Below are 18,266 nucleotides of genomic sequence, written 5' to 3'. Positions count from 1 at the left end.
CTCAGTGCCCGATCAGTTCGTCGACGGTCCTGACCATGTGGCCGATGTGCGGCTCCTCCATGATGGTCAGGTGGTCTCCGGGGACGAGGACGACGTCGAGCTTGCCGCTCGTGCGCTCCCGCCACCCGTTGGACGGGTCCTTGTGCATGCTGTCGATCGCGGTGTGCATGGTGTCGAGGACCGCGGGCAGCGGCTCGGTGGCCCGGATGAGCACCATGTCCTGCTCGACCGGATCGGGGCGGTAGTCGAACGCCGCCCGCCAGTTCGCCTCGTACACCCGGAACAGCCTCCGCACGATCGTGCCGGTACTGCCGGCAGGCAGCACACCTTCGTCGATGGCGAGTTGAGCGATGAAGTCGAACTTCTCCTCCAGCGTGTTCAGTTCGACAGGAATCAGCTCCATGGGCGAGTCCCCGCCCCGCTGGAGCCACAGCAGCTCCCAGAAGAACCAGCCGAGCAGCGCGTCGTCGTCGGTGGTGAGCCGGCGACCCGGGTTGAGCGCCGTCGTGTCCAGCAGGACCAAGCGCTGGAGCCGCTCCCCCGCCGCCCGCAGCTGGCGGGCGATCTCGAAGGCCACGAACCCGCCGAAGGACCAGCCGCCGATGGTGTAGGGACCGGTGGGCTGGACACGCCGGATCGACTCGATGTAGCGGGCCGCGATCTCCTCGACCGTACGGAGCGGTTCGGTGCCGGCGTCGACACCGGCCGCCTGGAGCGCGTAGAACGGCTGGTCGTCCGGGAGATGGGCGACGTACCGGAGATAGCAGAGCACGTTGCCGCCCATGGGGTGGACGAAGAACATCGGCCGCTTGGTGCCGTCCTCGCGAATCGGCACCAGCGGATCGAACGCACCCTCGGCCCCGCCGGAGCGCAGCCTGGCGGCGAGGGACGCGACGGTCGGCGCGGCGACGAACTCCGACATGGGGACGTTGATGCCGTAGCGCTGCTCGATCACGACCACCAGCCGCATCGCGGTGAGCGAAGTGCCGCCCAGGTCGAAGAAGTTCTGGTGGACTCCGAGTTCGGACAGCTGGAGGTGGTCGCGGACGATCTCGGCGAGTGTGTGTTCGTAGGCGTCGCGCGGCGGTGTGACGTCGTGCGCCGTGCTCGCGGCGAGCGGAGCCCGCCTCAGCGCCGCGTCGTCCCGCTTCCCGCTCGGGGTGAGGGGCAGGGCGTCCACGACCTGGTAGTACGAGGGCACCATGTACTCGGGCAGCACGCTGCGCAGCTGCTTGTCCAGCAGGTCCCGCCCGGCGTCGGAGAGCCGCCCGACCAGGAAGGCGGCCAGGAACGACTCGTCGTCCCGGCGTCGGCGGGCGACGACGGCCGCTTCGGTCAGGCCCGGGTGGTCACCGAGGAAGCCGGTGATCGCGAGCTCCACCTCCGAGGGCTCCACGCGGTAGCCGCGAATCTTGACCTGGGAGTCCGCCCGGCCCAGGCACACGATCTCACCGCCCGGGAGGGTGAAGCCGAGGTCACCGGTCCGGTAGAGCCGCTCGCCGGGAGCCCCGGAGGGGTGCGGCAGGAAGCGCTCCTCGGTCAGTTCGGGCAGCCCCACGTAGCCGTCGGCCAGGCAGGATCCGGCGAGGTGGATCTCGCCCTTCACGCCGGCGGGCACGGGTCGCAGCCGGGCGTCCAGGACCAGGGCCCGGCTCCCGTCGATGGCGGTGCCGATCGGAGGCATCGCCGGGAAGGCGGCGGGATCACCCGTCATGGTGTGACTGGTGACGACGTGCGACTCGGTAGGCCCGTACTGGTTCTCCAGGATGATCCCGGGCACCTCGGCGCACAGCCGGCGGATCTCGTCGGTGACCCGCAGCTGCTCCCCGGAGGAGAGCAGCGCCTTGAGATGGCGGGGTACCAGGCCCAGCGCCTGGGAGGTCTCGGCGAGCTGCTGGAGCGCCACGTAGGGCAGGCACACCCGTTGGACGCGCTCCTCGTCGAGCAGCCGCAGCAGGGCCGGCATGTCGCGGCGCTGCTCCTCGGCCAGAACGACCAGGGTGCCGCCGCCGCAGAGCGTGGAGAAGATCTCCTGGAAGGAGACGTCGAAGCTCATCGGCGCGTACTGCGCGGTGACGCCTCCCACGACGCCGCTGGGGATGCTGTTCTGCCAGGCGATCAGGCGGCCGAGCGTCCGGTGGGACTGGACGACTCCCTTGGGCCGGCCCGTGGATCCGGAGGTGAAGAGGATGTACGCCGTGTCCTCCGGCGCGATCCGGCGCGGCTCCGCCGGGGCGTCGTCGCCTTCGGCGGGCCCGGCGGCGAGCAGTTCGGCGGCGGGAACCAGGGGTGAGACGCTCCCGAGGCCCTCCGGCTGCTCGGCGCCGGTGATGATCCGGAAGGGACGGGCCTGCGCCACCATGTCCAGGAGCCGCTCGACCGGATAGGCGAGGTCCAGCGGTACGGTCGCGGCGCCCGCCTTCATCACACCGAGGATCACGGTGACGGTCTCCGGTGAGCGGTTCATGGCGATGCCGATCCGGTCGCCGGGCCGGGCGCCGAGGGCGATCAGCCGGCGCGCCACCCGGTCGGATGCCTCGCCGAGTCCGGCGTAGGTGAGGCTCTCCCGGCCGTGGGCCACGGCCCTCGCACCCGGGGTGCGCAGCGTCTGCTCCCGTACGGCGGCGACCACGTCCGTGAACGGCTCGGCCGCGGTGCGTCCGGGTGCGGGAGCGGCGGCCGGCAGCTCCAGCAGTCCGGGATCGGTCGGTTCGTCGGGGTGGCGGACCAGGTGTGCCAGGACGGCGGTGAAGCCTTCGGCGTACAGGTCGGCCTGGGCCGGGGTGAAGGTGCGTCCGTGGCAGTCGATCCGCAGCTGGATCCGGCCGTCGACCGGATCGGTCATGGCGTTGACCAGAAGCTGGAAGTTGGTCTCCTCCCAGGTCCGGAAGGAGTGCATGGCGACGCCGGGCAGCGCGAACACCTCGGTCAGCTGCCGGAAGTGGATGTAGTTGAAGGCCGTCTCCAGGACCGTGCCGCCGAGGTCCTCCTGGACGGCGCTGAGCGGGTAGCGGCGGTGGGGGTAGGTGGCCCGTTCCTGGCGGAGCGCCTCCTCGACCACGTCGGCCCAGGTGGGCTGGGCGGTGTCGACGCGGACCGGGAGGGTGTTGAGGAACAAGCCGGCGGTGCGCTCGGCATCCTCGTACTCGGGACGTCCGTGGGTGACCAGGCCGGTGGTGACGTCCTCGGTGCCGGAGTACAGGCGCAGCGCGAGGACGTGCGCCGCGAACAGTACGGACTTCATGGTCAGCTGGCGGCCGGCGGCGAAGGCGCGCGCGTCGGCGGTGAGTTCGTCCGGCAGGTCGACGACACGGGTGATCAGGTCGTCCGGACCCGGCGCCTCGTGCTGCCTGAAGGATTCCAGGCGGAGCAGTTCGGCGTCCTTGAGGTAGCCGGTCCAGAACTCCTTGCTCGGCGCGGACTCCAGCGCGTTGCGCTCGGCGAGCACGTGGTGGGCGGCCGAGGGCAGCTCCCGTACGGGGACGGCCGGGATGTCCAGGCCCAGGCCGTGGAGGTAGTCCTGGAGCAGCTCCCGCACCAGGTTGGCGACGCTGCCGCCGTCGAGGATCGCGTGGTGGAAGCTCAGCACCAGCTCCACGGTCTCCGGCCGCACGTGCACCCGGAGGTGGTAGAGGGGAGCCCGCTCCATGTCGTAGCGCCAGTAGCGGCGTTCGTCGACATGGGCGCCGATCTCCGCTTCCGCCTCCGCCTCGTCGTGGTCGCGGAGGTCGACGATGCGCAGACCGTACGGGGCTGTGCGGTCCACGATCTGCAACGGTTCGGAGAAGCCTCCGAGATCGAAGGCGGAGCGCAGGACGGGATGCCGGGCGACCAGCCGCGTGAACGCCTGCTCAAACCTTTCCGCATCCCATCCGAAGGTGAAGCTGTACCGGAAGACGTCGTGGTAGACGGCGGAGTTCTCCCGGGCCCGGCTGTGATAGATCAGGCCGAGCTGGAGGCGGGTGAGCGGGTAGGCGTCCTCCCGGCCCGCCAGGCGGGCCCGGTCCACCCCGGAGACCAGCTCGAACGGCTCCAGCCGCCGGGACCCGCCGGCCGCTCCGGTGGTGGCGCGTTCGGCCAGCGCCGCCACCGTGGGGTGGCTCACCACATCGTCGAGCGTGAAGTGAATGCCCTGCTTCTCGGCCAGCGCGCGCACCCGGAGCACGGTGATGGAGTCGCCGCCGAGCGCGAAGTAGTCCTCGTCGATACCGACGGCGTCCCGGCCGAGCACGTCGGCCCAGATCGCGGCGATCGTCTCCTCGACGGGATTGCGCGCGGTGACCGGGGCGCTCTCGGGCGCGGTCACCGGTGCGGGCAGGGCGCGCCGGTCGGCCTTGCCGTTGGGTGTCAGCGGCACCCGGTCGATCCGTACGAAGTGGGCGGGCACCATGAAGGCGGGCAGGACGGCACGGAGTTCGGCGTCCAGCCGTCGTACGTCCAGCTCCGCGTCGGAGACGTAGTAGGCGACGAGGTGGGTACCGCGCGCGGCGGAGTGGTGGTCCACGACCAGGGCGGTGCGCACCCCGGCCACCTGGGCGAGCTGGTTCTGCACCTCGCCCAGCTCCACCCGGTTGCCGCGGATCTTCACCTGCCCGTCGATCCGGCCGAGGTACTCGACGGTGCCGTCCGCCAGCCACCGGGCCAGGTCGCCGGTGCGGTAGACGCGGCCTCCGGGTGCGAACGGGTCGTCGGTGAACTTCTCCGCGGTCAGCTCAGGGCGGTCCAGATAGCCTCGGGCCACCTGGACACCGCCGATGCAGAGTTCGCCGGGTACGCCGCCGGGCTGGAGGTTTCCGTGCGCGTCCAGCACGTACAGCTGGGTGTTGTCGACGGGGCGGCCGATGGGCACCCGGGACACGGAGGCCTCGGGGCCGGCGGGGCAGTCGTGGTAGGACACGTCGACGGTGGCCTCGGTCGGCCCGTACAGGTTCACCAGCAGCGGCGGTTGCCCCGGCCCGTCGAAGACCCGGTTGAACTGCTCGACGAGTGCGGCGGGCAGGGCCTCTCCGCTGCAGAAGACCCGGCGCAGCGAGGCCGCTTCCTGGCGCAGGTCGGGGCGGACCTCCAGCAGGTCCAGGAACGGCCCGAGCATGGAGGGGACGAAGTGCGCGGTGGTGACCCCGTGCCGGGCCAGGGTGTCGAGGATGGTGCGCGGGTCCTTCTGGCCCTCCGGCGGCAGCAGCGACAGGCTCGCGCCCTCGACGGCCCACCAGAACAGCTCCCACACCGAGACGTCGAACGAGATGGGCGTCTTCTGCAGCAGTACGTCGTCGTCGCCGATCGGGTAGCGGTTCTGCATCCAGGCCAGCCGGTTGACGACCGAGTGGTGCTCGACCATGACGCCCTTGGGTCTGCCGGTGGAGCCCGAGGTGTAGATGACGTAGGCGAGGCCGCGCGCGTCCGTGACGGGTTCCGGCGGCGTGCCCGGCCCTTCGGCCAGTTCGCCGACGCCGATCACCACGACGCCGTCCTCGGCCGGCGGAGGCGGCGAGCCCGCGTCCACGAGCACCGCGCGAGCGCCGCTGTCGCGGAGCAGCAGGGCGATGCGCTCGGCGGGGTAGCCGGGGTCCACCGGCACGTAGGCGCCGCCTGCCTTGAGCACTCCCAGCAGGACGGCCAGCAGCTGAGGGCTGCGCTCCATCATCACGGCGACCCGGTCCTCGGCGCCGATGCCCCGGGCCCGCAGTCCGTGCGCCACCCGGTTCGCGAGGGTGTCCAGCGCACGGTAGGTGAAGGGCGCGGAGCCGTCCGAGGGCCGGACGGCGATCCGGTCGGGTGTCCGTGCGGCCTGCTCGGCGATCAGGTCGTGCAGCGTGCGGTCCCGGGCGTGGGCGACGACGGGGCCGCGGCTCTGCTCCAGGAGCTTGCGCCGCTCGTCCTCGGTCGTCAGCGGCAGCTCCTCCGCCGGGCGCTCCGGTTCGGCGACGCCGCTCTCCAGCAGGGTGAGCAGATGCCCGGCGACGGCGTCGAGCGGGAAGTCGTCGTCGAAGACGTCGGGGGCACCGTCGAGGTCGATGTGCAGATCCCCGTCGTCACCGGCGACGTTGACCATGACGGACAGCGCGTCCTGGACGTGCACCGGGGCGAGTACGGCGGCGTGGACCCGGCCGTCCGGGCGCGGGTGGCGCATGTAGGAGAGCGTGACGTCGAAGAGCTTGCGGGAACCGTCCGCGTCGGCCGGCAGATCGCGCAGTACGTCGCCGAGGGCGAGCCGCTCGTGGCCGCGTACGGCGTCGGCACCGGCCCGGACGCGTCGCGCGAGATGGTGCAGGGTGGCGCCGGGGCGCGGGGCGACCCGTACCGGCAGGCTGTTCGCGCGCTGTCCGACGGCGGTGAGCTCGGCGTCGGTGGCCCGGTTGCGGAAGGGGATGCCGAGGACGACCTCCTCGGTGCGGTGGATCCGCGCCAGATACGTGCCGAGGGCCGCGGAGAGGAAGGCGAAGGGGGAGCTGCCCTGCCGGCGGATGCGGGTGGCCAGCTCGGCGTCCACGGTGAAGGAGTGGCGGACCCGGGGCCGTTCGGCGTCGGCCGGCCGCAGAGGGTTCCGCGTGAACAGAGCTGGGGCGACGCCCTCCAGCGCGGTGCGGTGGAAGGAACGGTCGCGTTCGTAGGCGGTGGATCTGCGGTAGGCGACGTCCGCCTCGGCGAGACGGCGGAAGGACGGCGGTCGCGGTGCGCCGTCGGTGGAAGCGCCGGGGTCGTTCCCGGCGGCCTGGACGCGGTCGTACTCCGCCCACATCTGGAGGCTGACCTGGTTGAGCGCCCAGGCGTCGGCTATGAGGTGATGGGCCTTGAGATGCAGCCGCGCGGGTCCGTGACCGGTCGTTAATATCGCGACCGCGAACATCCGTGAGCGGCGCAGGACGAACGGCCGGGCCAGCGAGCGGGCCTGCCAGGCGGCGCGTGCCGCGGCCGGGTCGCTCGCGCCGGAGAAGTCGACGACCGCCACCGGGGCCGCGCCGTCCTCCTCGTCGTCGGTGCCGTCGTGGAACCACTGGACGGGTATGCCGTCCTGTTCGTCGAAGCGCAGGGAGAAGGCGTCGTTGCGTGTGAGGACCCGCTCCAGGCACCCTCTCAGGATTTCGGTGTCCACGTCGGTACCGATCTCCTCCTCGAGGACGACGTTGAACTGTGGGTCCGGATATCCGATGGAATCGGACACCCAGATGTCCCGTTGGAATGAAGTAAGCGCAAAGCAATGATCAGGGGTCACCGCTACACCTTCCATAGGAATTCCGGCCGACTCATTTCGGCCGCCATCGAAGCCCGGAACCGTCCGCGCTTCATCGAGCACTCTACTGACCGATCTGGTTAATATGGCTACTCGTTCGAGTAGTTTGTTGAAAACGCCACACAGTTTTCATCGAGAGGCAGCAAGATGTACGGGAGACCACTTATGATCTCGGCATGGACATTGACTCAGGCTTGATACCCGACCCATTGAAAGTCGGCGAAGGACCAGGTCTTCTCCTTGCACACGGTGCGGGAAGTGACATTCAGGACAGTTATGGGCCGGTGATCGAGCGGCTCTCCGCAGTCAGCACCGTGGTCGGCCCCGATTTTCCCGGGTCCGGAAACTGCCCCTTACCGCAGGGCCCGCTCACACTGGACGGCACAGCGGATTACCTTGTGGCGAGCGCCGTGCGCGCAGGCATCGAATCCTTCGCCATATCCGGATTCTCCATGGGGACGGCCGTGGCCGTCCGAGCAGCCACCCGCCATCGCGAACGGGTGACCGGACTCATCCTGTCATCGGGCTTCGCCTATCCGAATTCCCGGCTGCGCCTCGTCATCGACACCTGGCGTGCGCTCGCCCGTGACAGCGGAAATCCCAGGACCCTCGCGTCCTATCTCTCTCTCGTCGTCGGCGGGCCGCAGTGGCTCGACGGACGCTCCCCGGAGGAAGTCGAGGAGCAGCTGGCCCTGTTCTCCGCCGGAATGCCGGCCGGAGCCGACGCGCAGCTGGCGATGTTCGACCACATCGATGTGCGGGAAGATCTCCGCTCGATCAGCGTTCCCACCCTCGTGATCTCCCCCCTGGCCGACCTGATCACCACTCCTCTTCACTCACGCGAACTCGCCGACGGCATCCCGCACGCCGAGTTGGTCACGCTGGACTGCGGCCACGCCATCGCCGCGGAACGCCCGGAGGCGTGGGCCGACGCGATGACCAAGTTCCTCGCCACCCTGCCGCGCACCGGGGAGCCGGCCGGCCGGCCGTAACCCGGACCGGACAGCCGCGCCACGTCACCGGGCCGGACCTGTCCGCGCCCGCGCCGGTGCCCGGGGGACGCTCCCCCCGGGCACCGTTCGCGTGACAGAGGCGCGGTGACTGCCCGTACGCCCGCGCGGTCAGGCTCCGACGGCCGGCGTGGGAGACCGGCCGACCGTCGTGGTCACCAACGCGCCCACCGCGAGCGCTCCGCCCACCCACATCACTGCCGTGATGCCGATGCCGTCGGCCGCGAGCCCGCCGATCAGCGCGCCGAGCGCGATGGCTCCGTTGAACACCCCGACGAACAGCGAGGATGCCGCCTCGCGGGCGTCCGGCGAGGCGAGCAGGATCCAGGTCTGCGTGCTGACCGAGACACCTCCGTAGCTCAGGCCCCAGACCACCATCAGCACGGCGGCGAGAGCCACCGACCCGCCCAGCCACGGCAGCGCGATCACGGTGGCCGCCATGACCGCGCTGATCACCAGCAACGTTCTGCGCGGCGAGCGGGCCGCTCCGGCCCCGGCCAGGAAGTTCCCGGCCACACCGGCGACCCCGTACACCAGGAGCAGCGTGCCGATCATTCCCGCGCCGACGCCGGAGACGTCCTCCAGCACCGGCCTGATGTAGGTGTACGCGGCGAAGTGGCCGGTCACCACGAAGCCGACGACGATGAGGCCCGTACGCACCTGAGCGTTGCCGAACAGCGCCATCACCCCGCCGAGCGGAATCGCGCGCTCCGCGGGCAGCCGGGGCAGCAGGACCGCCGCCGCGACCAGCACCACCAGTCCGAGCCCGGCGGCCGCGAGGAACGCGGACCGCCAGCCGGCCGCCGCTCCCAGGTACGTGCCGGCCGGAACGCCCAGTACGGACGCCACGGCGATGCCGCTGAAGACCAGCGAGGTGGCCGGGCCGACCGATTTCGCCGGCACCAGCCGCACCGCGAGGCCGGCCGCGATGGCCCAGACGCCGCCCATGCCGATGCCGACCAGGATGCGGGCCACGACCATGATCCCGAAGTTCGGAGCCCAGGCCGCGCCCAGGTTGCCGATCACCAGCACGGCGACCAGCGCACAGAGCGCCATCCGGCGGTCGGTCCTGCCCAGCATCGAGACGAGCACCGGGGACGAGACCGCCGCGACCAGGCCGGTGATCGTCAGCGTGAGGCCCGCCACCCCTTCGGAGACCCTCAGCGACTCACCCATCGGGGTCAGCAGCCCGACGGGCAGCATTTCGGACGTGACCACCGTGAACGTGCCCAGCGCCAGGGCCACCACGCCCAGCCAGCCACTGAGCGGCGACCTCTGTCGGGTGGGTGGTGTGCCTGTGGATTCCTCAACCTGCGTCATGCGTCCAGCCAACAGACCGCGCGGCGAGGGAACAACGGCCAACCTCTCATCCTTCTATGAGTGGAGCTCATCGATAGACCGGCCATCCGCGACACTGGTGCCGCGACAGGGGGAGAAACCGCTGTGAGCAGTCTGGACGCCCGCGAGTTGGAGGCCTTCCTCGCGCTGGCCGACGAACTTCACTTCGGACGGGCGGGAGAACGCCTGTACGTCTCACAGAGCCGGATCAGCCAGCTGCTGCGGTCCCTGGAGAGCAAGATCGGTGCCCGGCTCGTCGAGCGCACCAGCCGCCGCGTCCGGCTCACGCCGCTCGGCGAACAGTTCCTGGCGGGGCTGCGCCCGGCCTTCGACTCCATCGTGAAGACGATCGACGAGGCCCGGGACATGGCGCGCGGGGTCGGCGGACTGCTCCGCATCGGCTTCCAGGGCACGGCCAACGACCAGGTCATGAACGCCATCGCACTCTTCCAGAGCCGGTATCCGGAGTGTGCCACGGAGATCGTGGAAATCCCGTTCTCCGATCCCTTCGGCCCGGTGCACCGGCGGGAGGTCGACACGGCGGTGGTGCTGATGCCGGTCCAGGAAAGCGAGTTGGTGCTGGGCCAGGTCTTCTCCAAGCAGCCGCAGTCCCTGGCCGTGTCCACCCGGCACCCCTTCGCGAAGCGCACGGCCCTCGATGCCGAGGACCTCGCGGTCTGTTCGCTCATCGGCGTCCACGGCGCGGCCCCGGAGTACTGGCGCCGCGCCCAGGCCCCGGCCGCCACCCCCGGAGGCCTCCCCATCCCCACCGGTCCCTCGGTGAGCACCCTCCAGGAGGGCCTGGCGCTGGTACAGGCGGGCCGCGGCGCGATGCTGCTCTGCCACCCCACCGCCGACTACTACGGTCGCCGCGCGGTCACCTTCGTCCCCCTCACCGGCCTCCAGGACTCCTTCCTCGCCCTCGTGTGGCACCGCAACCACGAGACCGCCCGCACCCGCGCCTTCTCCCAGGCCCTCGCGGCCGTCGCCGACGCCGGATGAGCGGCTCGGCCGGGACCCGGCCCACGGTCGCCCGCCGCGGAATCCTGGCGGCCGCTCCCTTGTTGTAAGGGGACGACCCCGACCCCGGAGGAGCCACCCGCATGTTCCTGAACCGCCGCACCCCCGAGCTCCCCACCCCGGAGCAGGCCCTGCGCGGCCGCCCCGTCCCCGAATTCACCGTCCCCTCCCGCCACACCGTGCTCGGCAACCCGCTGGTGGGCCCGTACCCGGAGGGCCTGGAGGTGGCGGACTTCGCGCTCGGCTGCTTCTGGGGCGCGGAGCGGAAGTTCTGGCAGACGGAGGGCGTCTGGACGACGCTGGTCGGCTACCAGGGCGGCTACACCGAGAACCCGACGTACGAGGAGGCCTGCTCGGGCCTGACCGGCCACACGGAGGCCGTCCGCGTCGTCTTCGACCCGGAGGTCGTCAGTTACGAGGAGCTGCTGAAGCTCTTCTGGGAGTCCCACAACCCGACGCAGGGCTTCCGCCAGGGCAACGACGTGGGCACCCAGTACCGCTCCGCGATCCACACCCACTCCCCGGCCCAGGCAGCGGCCGCCGACGCCTCCCGTGAGGCGTACCAGAAGGTCCTGACGGCCTCGGGCCACAAGGAGATCACCACGGAGATCCTCCCGGCCCACGGCCGCCCGTTCTGGCCGGCGGAGGCGTACCACCAGCAGTACCTGGACAAGAACCCGGGCGGTTACTGCGGGATCGGCGGTACGGGAGTCTCCTGCCCGATCGGCGTGGCACCGGTCGAGGGCTGACCGGCCGGCGGCTGACGCGCGGAGTCAGCCGAGCATCGCGGGCAGCAGTCGGCGCAGCAGCCGTTCGAACAGGGCGTCCCGCTCGGCCGGGCCAGCCGGAGGTGGCGGGCCCGCCGTGGTGAGGGCGGCCAGCAGGTGCGGGTGCCGGCCCTCGGCGGCGACGGCGGCCAGGTGGGCCGCCTGGGCGGGCGGGTCGCCCGGGGCCGTCGCGATGGCCTCACGGCGGGCGAAGAGCGTGGCCAGGCCGCCCAGAAGACCGATCGCCTCCAGCTTCTGCCGGCTCGTACCGGGTGCGGGGGCCAGGACCGCCAGAGCGTGGTCCAGGTAGTCGATCGCGTGCGGGCCGAGCACCTCGCCCCGGCGGTCGTTCAGCTCCGCGAGCCAGGGGTGGCGGGTATGGGCGGCCCTGGACTGGAGCGCCAGGCCGACGAGATCGCCGAGCCAGTCGCCGCTGGGCGCGGCGGAGAGGTCCAGCTCTCCCGCGACCGCGTCGGCCATCAGGTCCAGCAGCTCGTCGCGGCTCCCCACATAGCGGTAGAGCGAGGCGGGCCCGGTGCCCAGCCGCTGCGCGAGTGCGCGCATGGACACGGCCGCCAGTCCTTCGGAGTCCGCCAGGACGAGGGCGGCGGCGGTGATCTCGTACCGGCTCCGCTCGGGCACGGGTCCGCGCGCGCCCCGCTCAGGGCGCGACCAGACAGTCGTCGGCCGGGTCTCGCGGTCGGCCACGCCCCGCCACCTTCCCTTCGGTCTCATCCCTTCGAACGGCTGTAGTCTAATACTGCGAACACTGATCGCAGTATTTACCGCCGAAGGAGCCCGTCATGACCTGGACCGAACGCCGCTTCGCCCGCAACGGCCCGGTCGAGCTGGCCCATGAACGCCTCCAGGAGGGCCGGGACGGCGAGCCGCTGCTGCTGGTCATGGGTCTGGCCGTCTCCCGGCACTGGTGGCCGCGCGAGCTGTGCGCCGCCTTCGCGAAGGCCGGGTTCGCCGTGGCCCGCTACGACCAGCGCGACGCGGGCGAGTCCACCAGGCTGCCGAGGACGGTCCAGGGCTCCAACCCGTTCGCCGCTCTGGCCGCCCGGCGCTCCGCCGCGTACACCGCCGAGGACATGACCGACGACGCCGTCGCCGTCATGGACGCACTCGGCTGGGAGTCGGCGCACCTCTTCGGGCACTCGCTCGGCGGGGTCGTCGCCCAGCGTGTGGCGCTGCGCCATCCGGACCGGGTGCGTACGGTCACCTCGTCCGCCGCGCTGCCGAGCGACGTCGGCGGGCTCGGCGCGTTTCGCCACCTCCGCCTCACCACCCTCGCGAAGTTCGCCCGCATCAAGCCCGCCGAGGACCGGGAGGGCCGGATCGCGGCGGGGCTCGCGGTGGCGCGGCTCTGCGCGTCGCCGGGCTACCCGTTCGACGAGGCGGAGGCACTGGAGCGGATCACCGCCGACGTGGAGACCGGGATCGCAGACCCGGACGCCCAGTCCCGCCAGATCGGCGCCCGCTGGAGCGGTCCGGCCCTGGCCGAACTACGCGTCCCCGCACTGGTGTTGCACGGTACGGACGACCCGCTGGTCAAGCTCTCCGCCGGACGGGCCACCGCCGCCGCGATCACCGGCGCCCGCCTCGTACTCCAGCCGGGCGTCGGCCACGACATCCCGCGCGAGCGCCACGCGGCGGTCGCGGCGGAGGTGCGGGCGCTCGCGGACCGGGCGAGGCCGGCGGACGCCCGTGACGGATCGGCGGGTCCGGCCGCCGCTTGACCGCGCTCCGGCCGCTACCGGGCATCGCGCAGCGCGGAGTTGTGTGTCCCGGGCCTGGCGGTCCGGGCACTGTCCGGGACGCTCGGACCGGCAGCGGTGGGCACCTCTGCCGCGACCGCCGGACGAGAAGAAAACCGGATGCCGCGGGACGGCAGGCGCCATTATGGTGCCCGGATGGCAAAGATCAGGACGGTCCAGGTCACCTTCGACTGCGCACAGCCCGAGCGCCTCGCCCGGTTCTGGTGCGAGGTGCTGGGTTACGAAGTCCCTTCGGCACCCGAAGGGTTCGCGACCTGGGAGGACTACAACCGCTCGCTGCCTCCGGAGGATCAGGACAGGTCGTTCGCCTGCGCCGATCCGTCGGGGGTCGGTCCGCGCCTGTACTTCCAGCGCGTTCCGGAGGGCAAGGTCGTCAAGAACCGGGTCCATCTCTGTGTGCGGGCCGGCACCGGACTGGTGGGTGCGGAGCGGCTCGCGACGCTGGAGGCCGAGCGCGACCGGCTGGTGGCGCTCGGTGCGGTGTGTGAGCGCGTGATGGTCGCCGACGAGGAGAACGAGTCCTGCATCGTGATGCAGGACATCGAAGGCAACGAGTTCTGCCTCGACTGAGGCATGGGCCGTTGGCGCGGGGCCTTTGCGGGCCCTGCGCCAACGGCCGGTGTCACTTCTACGGCGCCCAGGGGCCGAGCATGTCCTTCATGGCGTCCGTCAGGGCCATCTGCAGCAGCGGGCCGTAGGTGATGCGGCCGACGCCGAGGCGGCGGAACCGCTCGAGGTCGTGCTTGACCGGGTGGGCCGTGGAGTTGACGGGTACGGAGACGGCGGCCGTCACCGCCGCGAGCAGCTCGTCGTCGTCCTGGATCTTCACCGGGTAGACGCTGTCCGCGCCGGCCTGCTCCAGGGCCCGCAGCCGCTGGATCGCCTCGTCGAGGACGGAGGCGGCGTCCTGCGCGTGCAGGAAGAGGTCGGTGCGTCCGTTGATCCAGACCGGGACGCCCGCGTCGTCGGCCGCCGCGCGCAGGCCCGCGATGTAGCTCGCGTGCTCCTGCGTGGTGCGCACCCGGCCGCCTTCCGAGTGGACGGTGTCCTCGATGTTGAGGCCGACACCGCCGACCTCGACCAGTCCGGCGACGAGATCGGCGGGCTTCTGGCCGTACCCGGCCTCCAGGTCCACGGAGACCGGGATGTCGACCGCCGCGATGATCGGCCGGACGGCGGCGAGCACCTCTTCGAAGGTCTGCCCCTCCTGGTCCTCGGCCCCGCGCGAGTCGGCGAGCGGATGGCTGCCGACCGTCAGCGCGGAGAATCCGGCGGCGGCCGCCGTCCGCGCGGACCAGGCGTCCCATACGGTCGGCAGCACGAGCGGCTGGTGGTCGGCGTGCAGCTGCTTGAGGCGTTGAGCGCGCTCAACTGTGGTGCGAAAGTCCATGCCGAGGACCGTACCCGCAGATCGGCCCGGCCATCCGCTCAAGCGGCCAGCCGTACGGTGCCCGTCGGGGGGCCGGTGCGGCGGGCACCGAGACTCTCGGTCCGGGACCGCGCCCCGGAAAGCCTGATCAACTCCCTTTGAGCCAGCGCGAGGACATCGGCCAGGCCCAGCCCGAGCGCCTGCGCGGCGGCCGCCAGCACCTCGGACGAGGCCTCCTTGCGGCCGCGCTCCACCTCGGAGAGGTAGGCCATCGAGATCCGCGCGGCGTCGGCCACGTCCTTCAACGTCCGCTGCTGGGACAGCCGTTCTCTCCGCAGTACGTCCCCGACGAGGTCACGCCAGAGCGGCTCGCGGGCCGGAGTGGGGCCGGGCGTCGCCGGGAACGGGCGCAGCGGGATGACGCGGGCGCGGGGCTGGTTCGTCGCTCGGATGGTCACCGCTCCAGCCTAGGAGCCGTACGCCGAGCAGGCACGGGTCGGGCGTTGCGCTCCGGGCGGATCTGCTGAGGGCGAAGTGACGTGACAGAGCGGCCACACAGGAGAGGCACCGGCCGGCGTTCCCGCGCGGGCCGGCGCCTCTGGCACGTCCTGCGTCAGATCAGCCCCTGCGCCAGCATCGCGTCCGCCACCAGCTCGAAGCCGGCGATGTTCGCGCCCACCACATAGTTGCCCGGGCTTCCGTACCGCTCGGCGGTCGTGAAGCAGGAGTCGTGGATGTGGCGCATGATCTCGGCGAGGCGCTCCTCGGTGTGCGAGAAGGTCCAGGAGTCGCGGGAGGCGTTCTGCTGCATCTCCAGAGCACTCGTCGCGACGCCGCCCGCGTTGGCCGCCTTGCCCGGCGCGAAGGCGACGCCCGCCTGCTGGAGGACGTGGACCGCTTCCGGCGTGGTCGGCATGTTGGCGCCTTCCGCGACGGCCTTGACCCCGTTGCGTACGAGTTCCAGCGCGTCGGCCTCGTGGAGCTCGTTCTGCGTGGCGCAGGGCAGGGCCACGTCCACGGGGACCGACCAGACGCCCGTACCGGGAACGAACCGGGCGTGGGCGCCGCGGCGCTCGGCGTACTCGGAGACCCGGCCGCGGCCCGCCTCCTTGACCTCCTTGAGGAGGGCGAGGTCGATGCCCTTCTCGTCGACGACGTAGCCGCCGGAGTCCGAGCAGGTGATGACGGTCGCGCCGAGCTGCTGGGCCTTCTCGACGGCGTAGATGGCCACGTTGCCGGAGCCGGAGACCGCGACGGTCTGGCCCTCCAGCGACTCGCCCCGGCTGCGGAGCATCTCGGCGGTGAACAGGACCGTGCCGTAGCCGGTGGCCTCCGTACGGGCCTGAGCACCGCCCCAGCCGAGGCCCTTGCCGGTGAGGACGCCGGACTCGTACCGGTTGGTGATCCGCTTGTACTGGCCGAAGAGGTAGCCGATCTCGCGGCCGCCGACGCCGATGTCACCGGCGGGCACGTCGGTGTACTCGCCGAGGTGGCGGTGGAGCTCGGTCATGAAGGACTGGCAGAACCGCATGATCTCGGCGTCCGAGCGGCCCTTGGGGTCGAAGTCCGCGCCACCCTTGCCGCCGCCGATGGGCATGCCGGTGAGGGCGTTCTTGAAGATCTGCTCGAAGCCGAGGAACTTCACGATGCCGAGGTTGACGGAGGGGTGGAAGCGCAGGCCGCCCTTGTACGGGCCGAGCGAGCTGGAGAACTCGACGCGGAAGCCGCGGTTGACGTGGATGTCACCGGAGTCGTCGGCCCACGGCACGCGGAAGATCAGCTGGCGCTCCGGCTCGCATATCCGCTCGATGATCCGGGCGTCCACGAACTCGGGCCGCTGCGTCAGTACGGGACCGAGCGTCTCCAGGACCTCGCGGACCGCCTGATGGAACTCCTTCTCGCCCTGGTTGCGCCGCAGGATCTCGGCGTAGAGCGGCTCGATGACCCGGTGGGCGGACGCGGGCATGGGAGCGGGGTCAGGGGTGAGCGGCATCTGATCAAGACCTTCCGTGGGTCGGCTCGTGCGCGTCGGCGCCTCCGTCCCGGGAGGCGCCACCGTCGTACGTCCCGATTGTCCCGCGTCGCCCGATGATCTTCGACACCCATCCACATACTGGCCATCCGGGCCCTTACTGCCCCTCCTCGGAGAACGGCGTGTCGCTCCACCGGAACCAGGCCCGGTCGCCCTGGATATGCAGCAGGAACTCGGCGACCGCCTCGCCCTCCGGACCGGCCAGCGCGAGCGTGCTGTTCACCTCGCAGCAGACCCTCTCCCACGCCTCCGCGCTCTCGTCGCTCTCGTCCTCGTCCAGCCGCGCCATGAGGGCCAGTTCACGGTCGAAGAGCTCGCGTACGGCGGTGTCGAAGGCCGGGCCGGGGATGAACCGGCCGCGCAGCCACGGGAAGTCGGGATCGTCCACCGCGATCTCCCCGACGAGTTCCGTGCCGCGCCGCAGCCTCCATATGGTGCCATCGAATTCCATGGTCGCCCCCGTACGTACTCGTGCATCCGTTCCCGTCACCGTAAGGGATTGGTGAAAGCGGGTAAGGGCACGGGAGTTACCCGTCAGGAACCACGACACCTCGCCTGACGATCAGTCATGATGCTCTCCATGACGAAGCCGCGGGGGCGTCGGAGAGCGCAATCTCCTTATCAGCCAAGGTTGTTGCACGGAACCGGCCGCGCTCCCGGGGAGGCGCGCCGGCCCCGCCTCCCCAGGGGCACGGGCGAGACGCGCCGCTACCTGGCGGTCGGGCTCGACTGCTACCTGTGCCTGCTGGTCGTCGGCCTGCTGGTGCACTCCTGCCTGGGCGCGCCGGGCGCGGGAGCGGGCCGGACGGCGGCGGTGCTCGTCGGCCAGCTGACCGTGCTGTCCTTCGCCAACCAGGTGCTGCTCACGATGGCGGTACGGGCGAGCGCCGGAAAGCTGATCATGGGCGTACGGGTGATCCGCTTGCCGGACGCGGGCCGACCGGAGTTCCGCCGCCTGGTCCTGCGCTGGCTGTACGGCCTGCTCTGGCTGCCACTCCAGCCCTGGCACCACCTCCGCCGGACAGCTGCCGAACCACCTCGCGAACGCCTCGGTGGCTGCCCCCGCACGGCCCCGCAGACGGACCTGGCCGGCGTACGCCAGGTCCACCGCAGCGACCTGCGGTACTACCGGGAGGCGGTGGAGGGACGTACGGACTGAGCCTCATCCGCGCGGTCGTGCGCGGCACGCATCGCCGCGGCCGTGGCCGTGGCGTCGTACTCCGGGCCGACGCCCGGAACGATCACCACGTCACCGTCGAAGTGCCGGGTGCGCAGCGGCAGGATCTCCTGGTAGGCGGGCGACGCGTACCAGGCGCGAATCTCCTCGACCCCGGGAAAGACCACCAGCACCAGCGCCCCCGGCCACTCCCCCTCCACCACCTCCACCTCGGCCCCATGGACCAGGAAGCGGCCTCCGTAAGGCTCCATGGTGGCCTGGATGCGCTCGATGTAGCTCAGCACCTCTTCGTGGACGGGGCCGTCGACGGGGCGCAGGTGGGCGATGGCGTACGCGGTCATGGTCCGGTCCTCCGAGGTGGGCGTGGCGTGGTCCTTCGGTACGCCTCCGATGCTGCCGGGCGGGGCGGAGGGCGTCGATTACCTCGGAGGTCATGGCGGCGGGCCGTACTGCGAAGCGCCTGGCCGGGATGGCTGGCCGGGCTCTCTTGCGACCGCGTGCGGGGCTCGTCCGAAACCGGCGTACGAACCGTCGCCGTCTC

The 18,266-nt window shown here is 71.4% G+C and carries 14 protein-coding genes; 6 read left to right on the top strand and 8 right to left on the bottom strand.

The window, feature by feature from the left end; translation table 11 throughout:
• Position 1: 1 nt before the first annotated feature.
• A complete protein-coding gene (locus ABZ267_RS01155; RefSeq protein ID WP_356747259.1) occupies positions 2–7,228 on the bottom strand; it encodes an amino acid adenylation domain-containing protein in 7,227 nt (2,408 codons plus the stop codon).
• Between the two features lie 179 nt (positions 7,229–7,407).
• On the opposite strand from ABZ267_RS01155, the gene ABZ267_RS01150 reads away from it, so the two are divergent.
• Positions 7,408–8,223, top strand: a complete 816-nt coding sequence (locus ABZ267_RS01150) for an alpha/beta hydrolase (RefSeq protein ID WP_356747149.1) — start codon at positions 7,408–7,410, stop codon at positions 8,221–8,223.
• Between the two features lie 129 nt (positions 8,224–8,352).
• On the opposite strand, the gene ABZ267_RS01145 is transcribed toward ABZ267_RS01150, so the two are convergent.
• Positions 8,353–9,561: an MFS transporter gene (locus ABZ267_RS01145; RefSeq protein ID WP_356747151.1), complete on the bottom strand. Its 1,209-nt coding sequence runs from the start codon at positions 9,559–9,561 to the stop codon at positions 8,353–8,355.
• A gap of 123 nt (positions 9,562–9,684) precedes the next feature.
• On the opposite strand from ABZ267_RS01145, the gene ABZ267_RS01140 reads away from it, so the two are divergent.
• Together ABZ267_RS01140 and msrA are read left to right on the top strand one after the other, a co-directional pair.
• Complete coding sequence (locus ABZ267_RS01140; RefSeq protein ID WP_356747153.1) at positions 9,685–10,581, top strand: LysR family transcriptional regulator; 897 nt, start codon at positions 9,685–9,687, stop codon at positions 10,579–10,581.
• Between the two features lie 101 nt (positions 10,582–10,682).
• Positions 10,683–11,348 (top strand): peptide-methionine (S)-S-oxide reductase MsrA, encoded by a 666-nt coding sequence (gene msrA / locus ABZ267_RS01135; RefSeq protein ID WP_356747155.1) that lies wholly within the window; start codon positions 10,683–10,685, stop codon positions 11,346–11,348.
• Positions 11,349–11,372: 24 nt separating this feature from the next.
• Here msrA and ABZ267_RS01130 read toward each other — a convergent pair whose 3' ends face one another.
• Positions 11,373–12,074 (bottom strand): TetR/AcrR family transcriptional regulator, encoded by a 702-nt coding sequence (locus ABZ267_RS01130; protein ID WP_356747157.1) that lies wholly within the window; start codon positions 12,072–12,074, stop codon positions 11,373–11,375.
• 95 nt (positions 12,075–12,169) lie between these two features.
• Here ABZ267_RS01130 and ABZ267_RS01125 point away from each other — a divergent pair, with 95 nt between their 5' ends.
• Positions 12,170–13,108: an alpha/beta hydrolase gene (locus ABZ267_RS01125; protein WP_356747159.1), complete on the top strand. Its 939-nt coding sequence runs from the start codon at positions 12,170–12,172 to the stop codon at positions 13,106–13,108.
• A 174-nt stretch (positions 13,109–13,282) separates the two neighbouring features.
• Positions 13,283–13,717 carry a VOC family protein gene (locus ABZ267_RS01120; RefSeq protein WP_356747161.1) on the top strand — a complete coding sequence of 145 codons (435 nt, stop codon included), beginning with the start codon at positions 13,283–13,285 and terminating at the stop codon, positions 13,715–13,717.
• 58 nt (positions 13,718–13,775) lie between these two features.
• On the opposite strand, the gene ABZ267_RS01115 is transcribed toward ABZ267_RS01120, so the two are convergent.
• The 4 genes from ABZ267_RS01115 to ABZ267_RS01100 form a co-directional block, all read right to left on the bottom strand.
• Positions 13,776–14,537 carry an isocitrate lyase/phosphoenolpyruvate mutase family protein gene (locus ABZ267_RS01115; RefSeq protein WP_356747163.1) on the bottom strand — a complete coding sequence of 254 codons (762 nt, stop codon included), beginning with the start codon at positions 14,535–14,537 and terminating at the stop codon, positions 13,776–13,778.
• 38 nt (positions 14,538–14,575) lie between these two features.
• A complete protein-coding gene (locus ABZ267_RS01110; protein WP_356747165.1) occupies positions 14,576–14,974 on the bottom strand; it encodes a helix-turn-helix transcriptional regulator in 399 nt (132 codons plus the stop codon).
• Positions 14,975–15,129: 155 nt separating this feature from the next.
• Entirely contained in the window at positions 15,130–16,509 is a 1,380-nt protein-coding gene (gdhA, locus tag ABZ267_RS01105) for an NADP-specific glutamate dehydrogenase (RefSeq protein ID WP_356747167.1), read from the bottom strand.
• Positions 16,510–16,645: 136 nt separating this feature from the next.
• A complete protein-coding gene (locus ABZ267_RS01100) occupies positions 16,646–16,999 on the bottom strand; it encodes a hypothetical protein (protein WP_356363779.1) in 354 nt (117 codons plus the stop codon).
• A gap of 261 nt (positions 17,000–17,260) precedes the next feature.
• Here ABZ267_RS01100 and ABZ267_RS01095 point away from each other — a divergent pair, with 261 nt between their 5' ends.
• Positions 17,261–17,707, top strand: a complete 447-nt coding sequence (locus tag ABZ267_RS01095; RefSeq protein WP_356747261.1) for an RDD family protein — start codon at positions 17,261–17,263, stop codon at positions 17,705–17,707.
• On the opposite strand, the gene ABZ267_RS01090 is transcribed toward ABZ267_RS01095, so the two are convergent.
• The gene (locus ABZ267_RS01090; RefSeq protein ID WP_356747169.1) at positions 17,674–18,066 is read right to left on the bottom strand and encodes a DUF1330 domain-containing protein; all 393 of its coding nucleotides are present in this window, start codon (positions 18,064–18,066) and stop codon (positions 17,674–17,676) included. The genes ABZ267_RS01095 and ABZ267_RS01090 overlap by 34 nt on opposite strands.
• Between the last annotated feature and the right edge of the window lie 200 nt (positions 18,067–18,266).

Origin of the sequence: Streptomyces sp. NPDC006174, from assembly GCF_040614075.1 — a bacterium.
Taxonomy (GTDB): Bacteria; Actinomycetota; Actinomycetes; order Streptomycetales; family Streptomycetaceae; genus Streptomyces.
Note: the sequence above shows the minus strand (reverse complement) of the source record. Positions and strands in the feature narration are given on the sequence as shown.

Bases quoted from the DNA above. Each gene is read 5' to 3' on its own strand.
- ABZ267_RS01150 (WP_356747149.1), top strand. From the start codon at position 7,408: ATGGACATTGACTCAGGCTTGATACCCGACCCATTGAAAGTCGGCGAA.
- ABZ267_RS01100 (WP_356363779.1), bottom strand. From the start codon at position 16,999: ATGGAATTCGATGGCACCATATGGAGGCTGCGGCGCGGCACGGAACTC.
- ABZ267_RS01145 (WP_356747151.1), bottom strand. From the start codon at position 9,561: ATGACGCAGGTTGAGGAATCCACAGGCACACCACCCACCCGACAGAGG.
- ABZ267_RS01125 (WP_356747159.1), top strand. From the start codon at position 12,170: ATGACCTGGACCGAACGCCGCTTCGCCCGCAACGGCCCGGTCGAGCTG.
- ABZ267_RS01155 (WP_356747259.1), bottom strand. From the start codon at position 7,228: ATGGAAGGTGTAGCGGTGACCCCTGATCATTGCTTTGCGCTTACTTCA.
- ABZ267_RS01120 (WP_356747161.1), top strand. From the start codon at position 13,283: ATGGCAAAGATCAGGACGGTCCAGGTCACCTTCGACTGCGCACAGCCC.
- gdhA (WP_356747167.1), bottom strand. From the start codon at position 16,509: ATGCCGCTCACCCCTGACCCCGCTCCCATGCCCGCGTCCGCCCACCGG.
- ABZ267_RS01115 (WP_356747163.1), bottom strand. From the start codon at position 14,537: ATGGACTTTCGCACCACAGTTGAGCGCGCTCAACGCCTCAAGCAGCTG.
- ABZ267_RS01090 (WP_356747169.1), bottom strand. From the start codon at position 18,066: ATGACCGCGTACGCCATCGCCCACCTGCGCCCCGTCGACGGCCCCGTC.
- msrA (WP_356747155.1), top strand. From the start codon at position 10,683: ATGTTCCTGAACCGCCGCACCCCCGAGCTCCCCACCCCGGAGCAGGCC.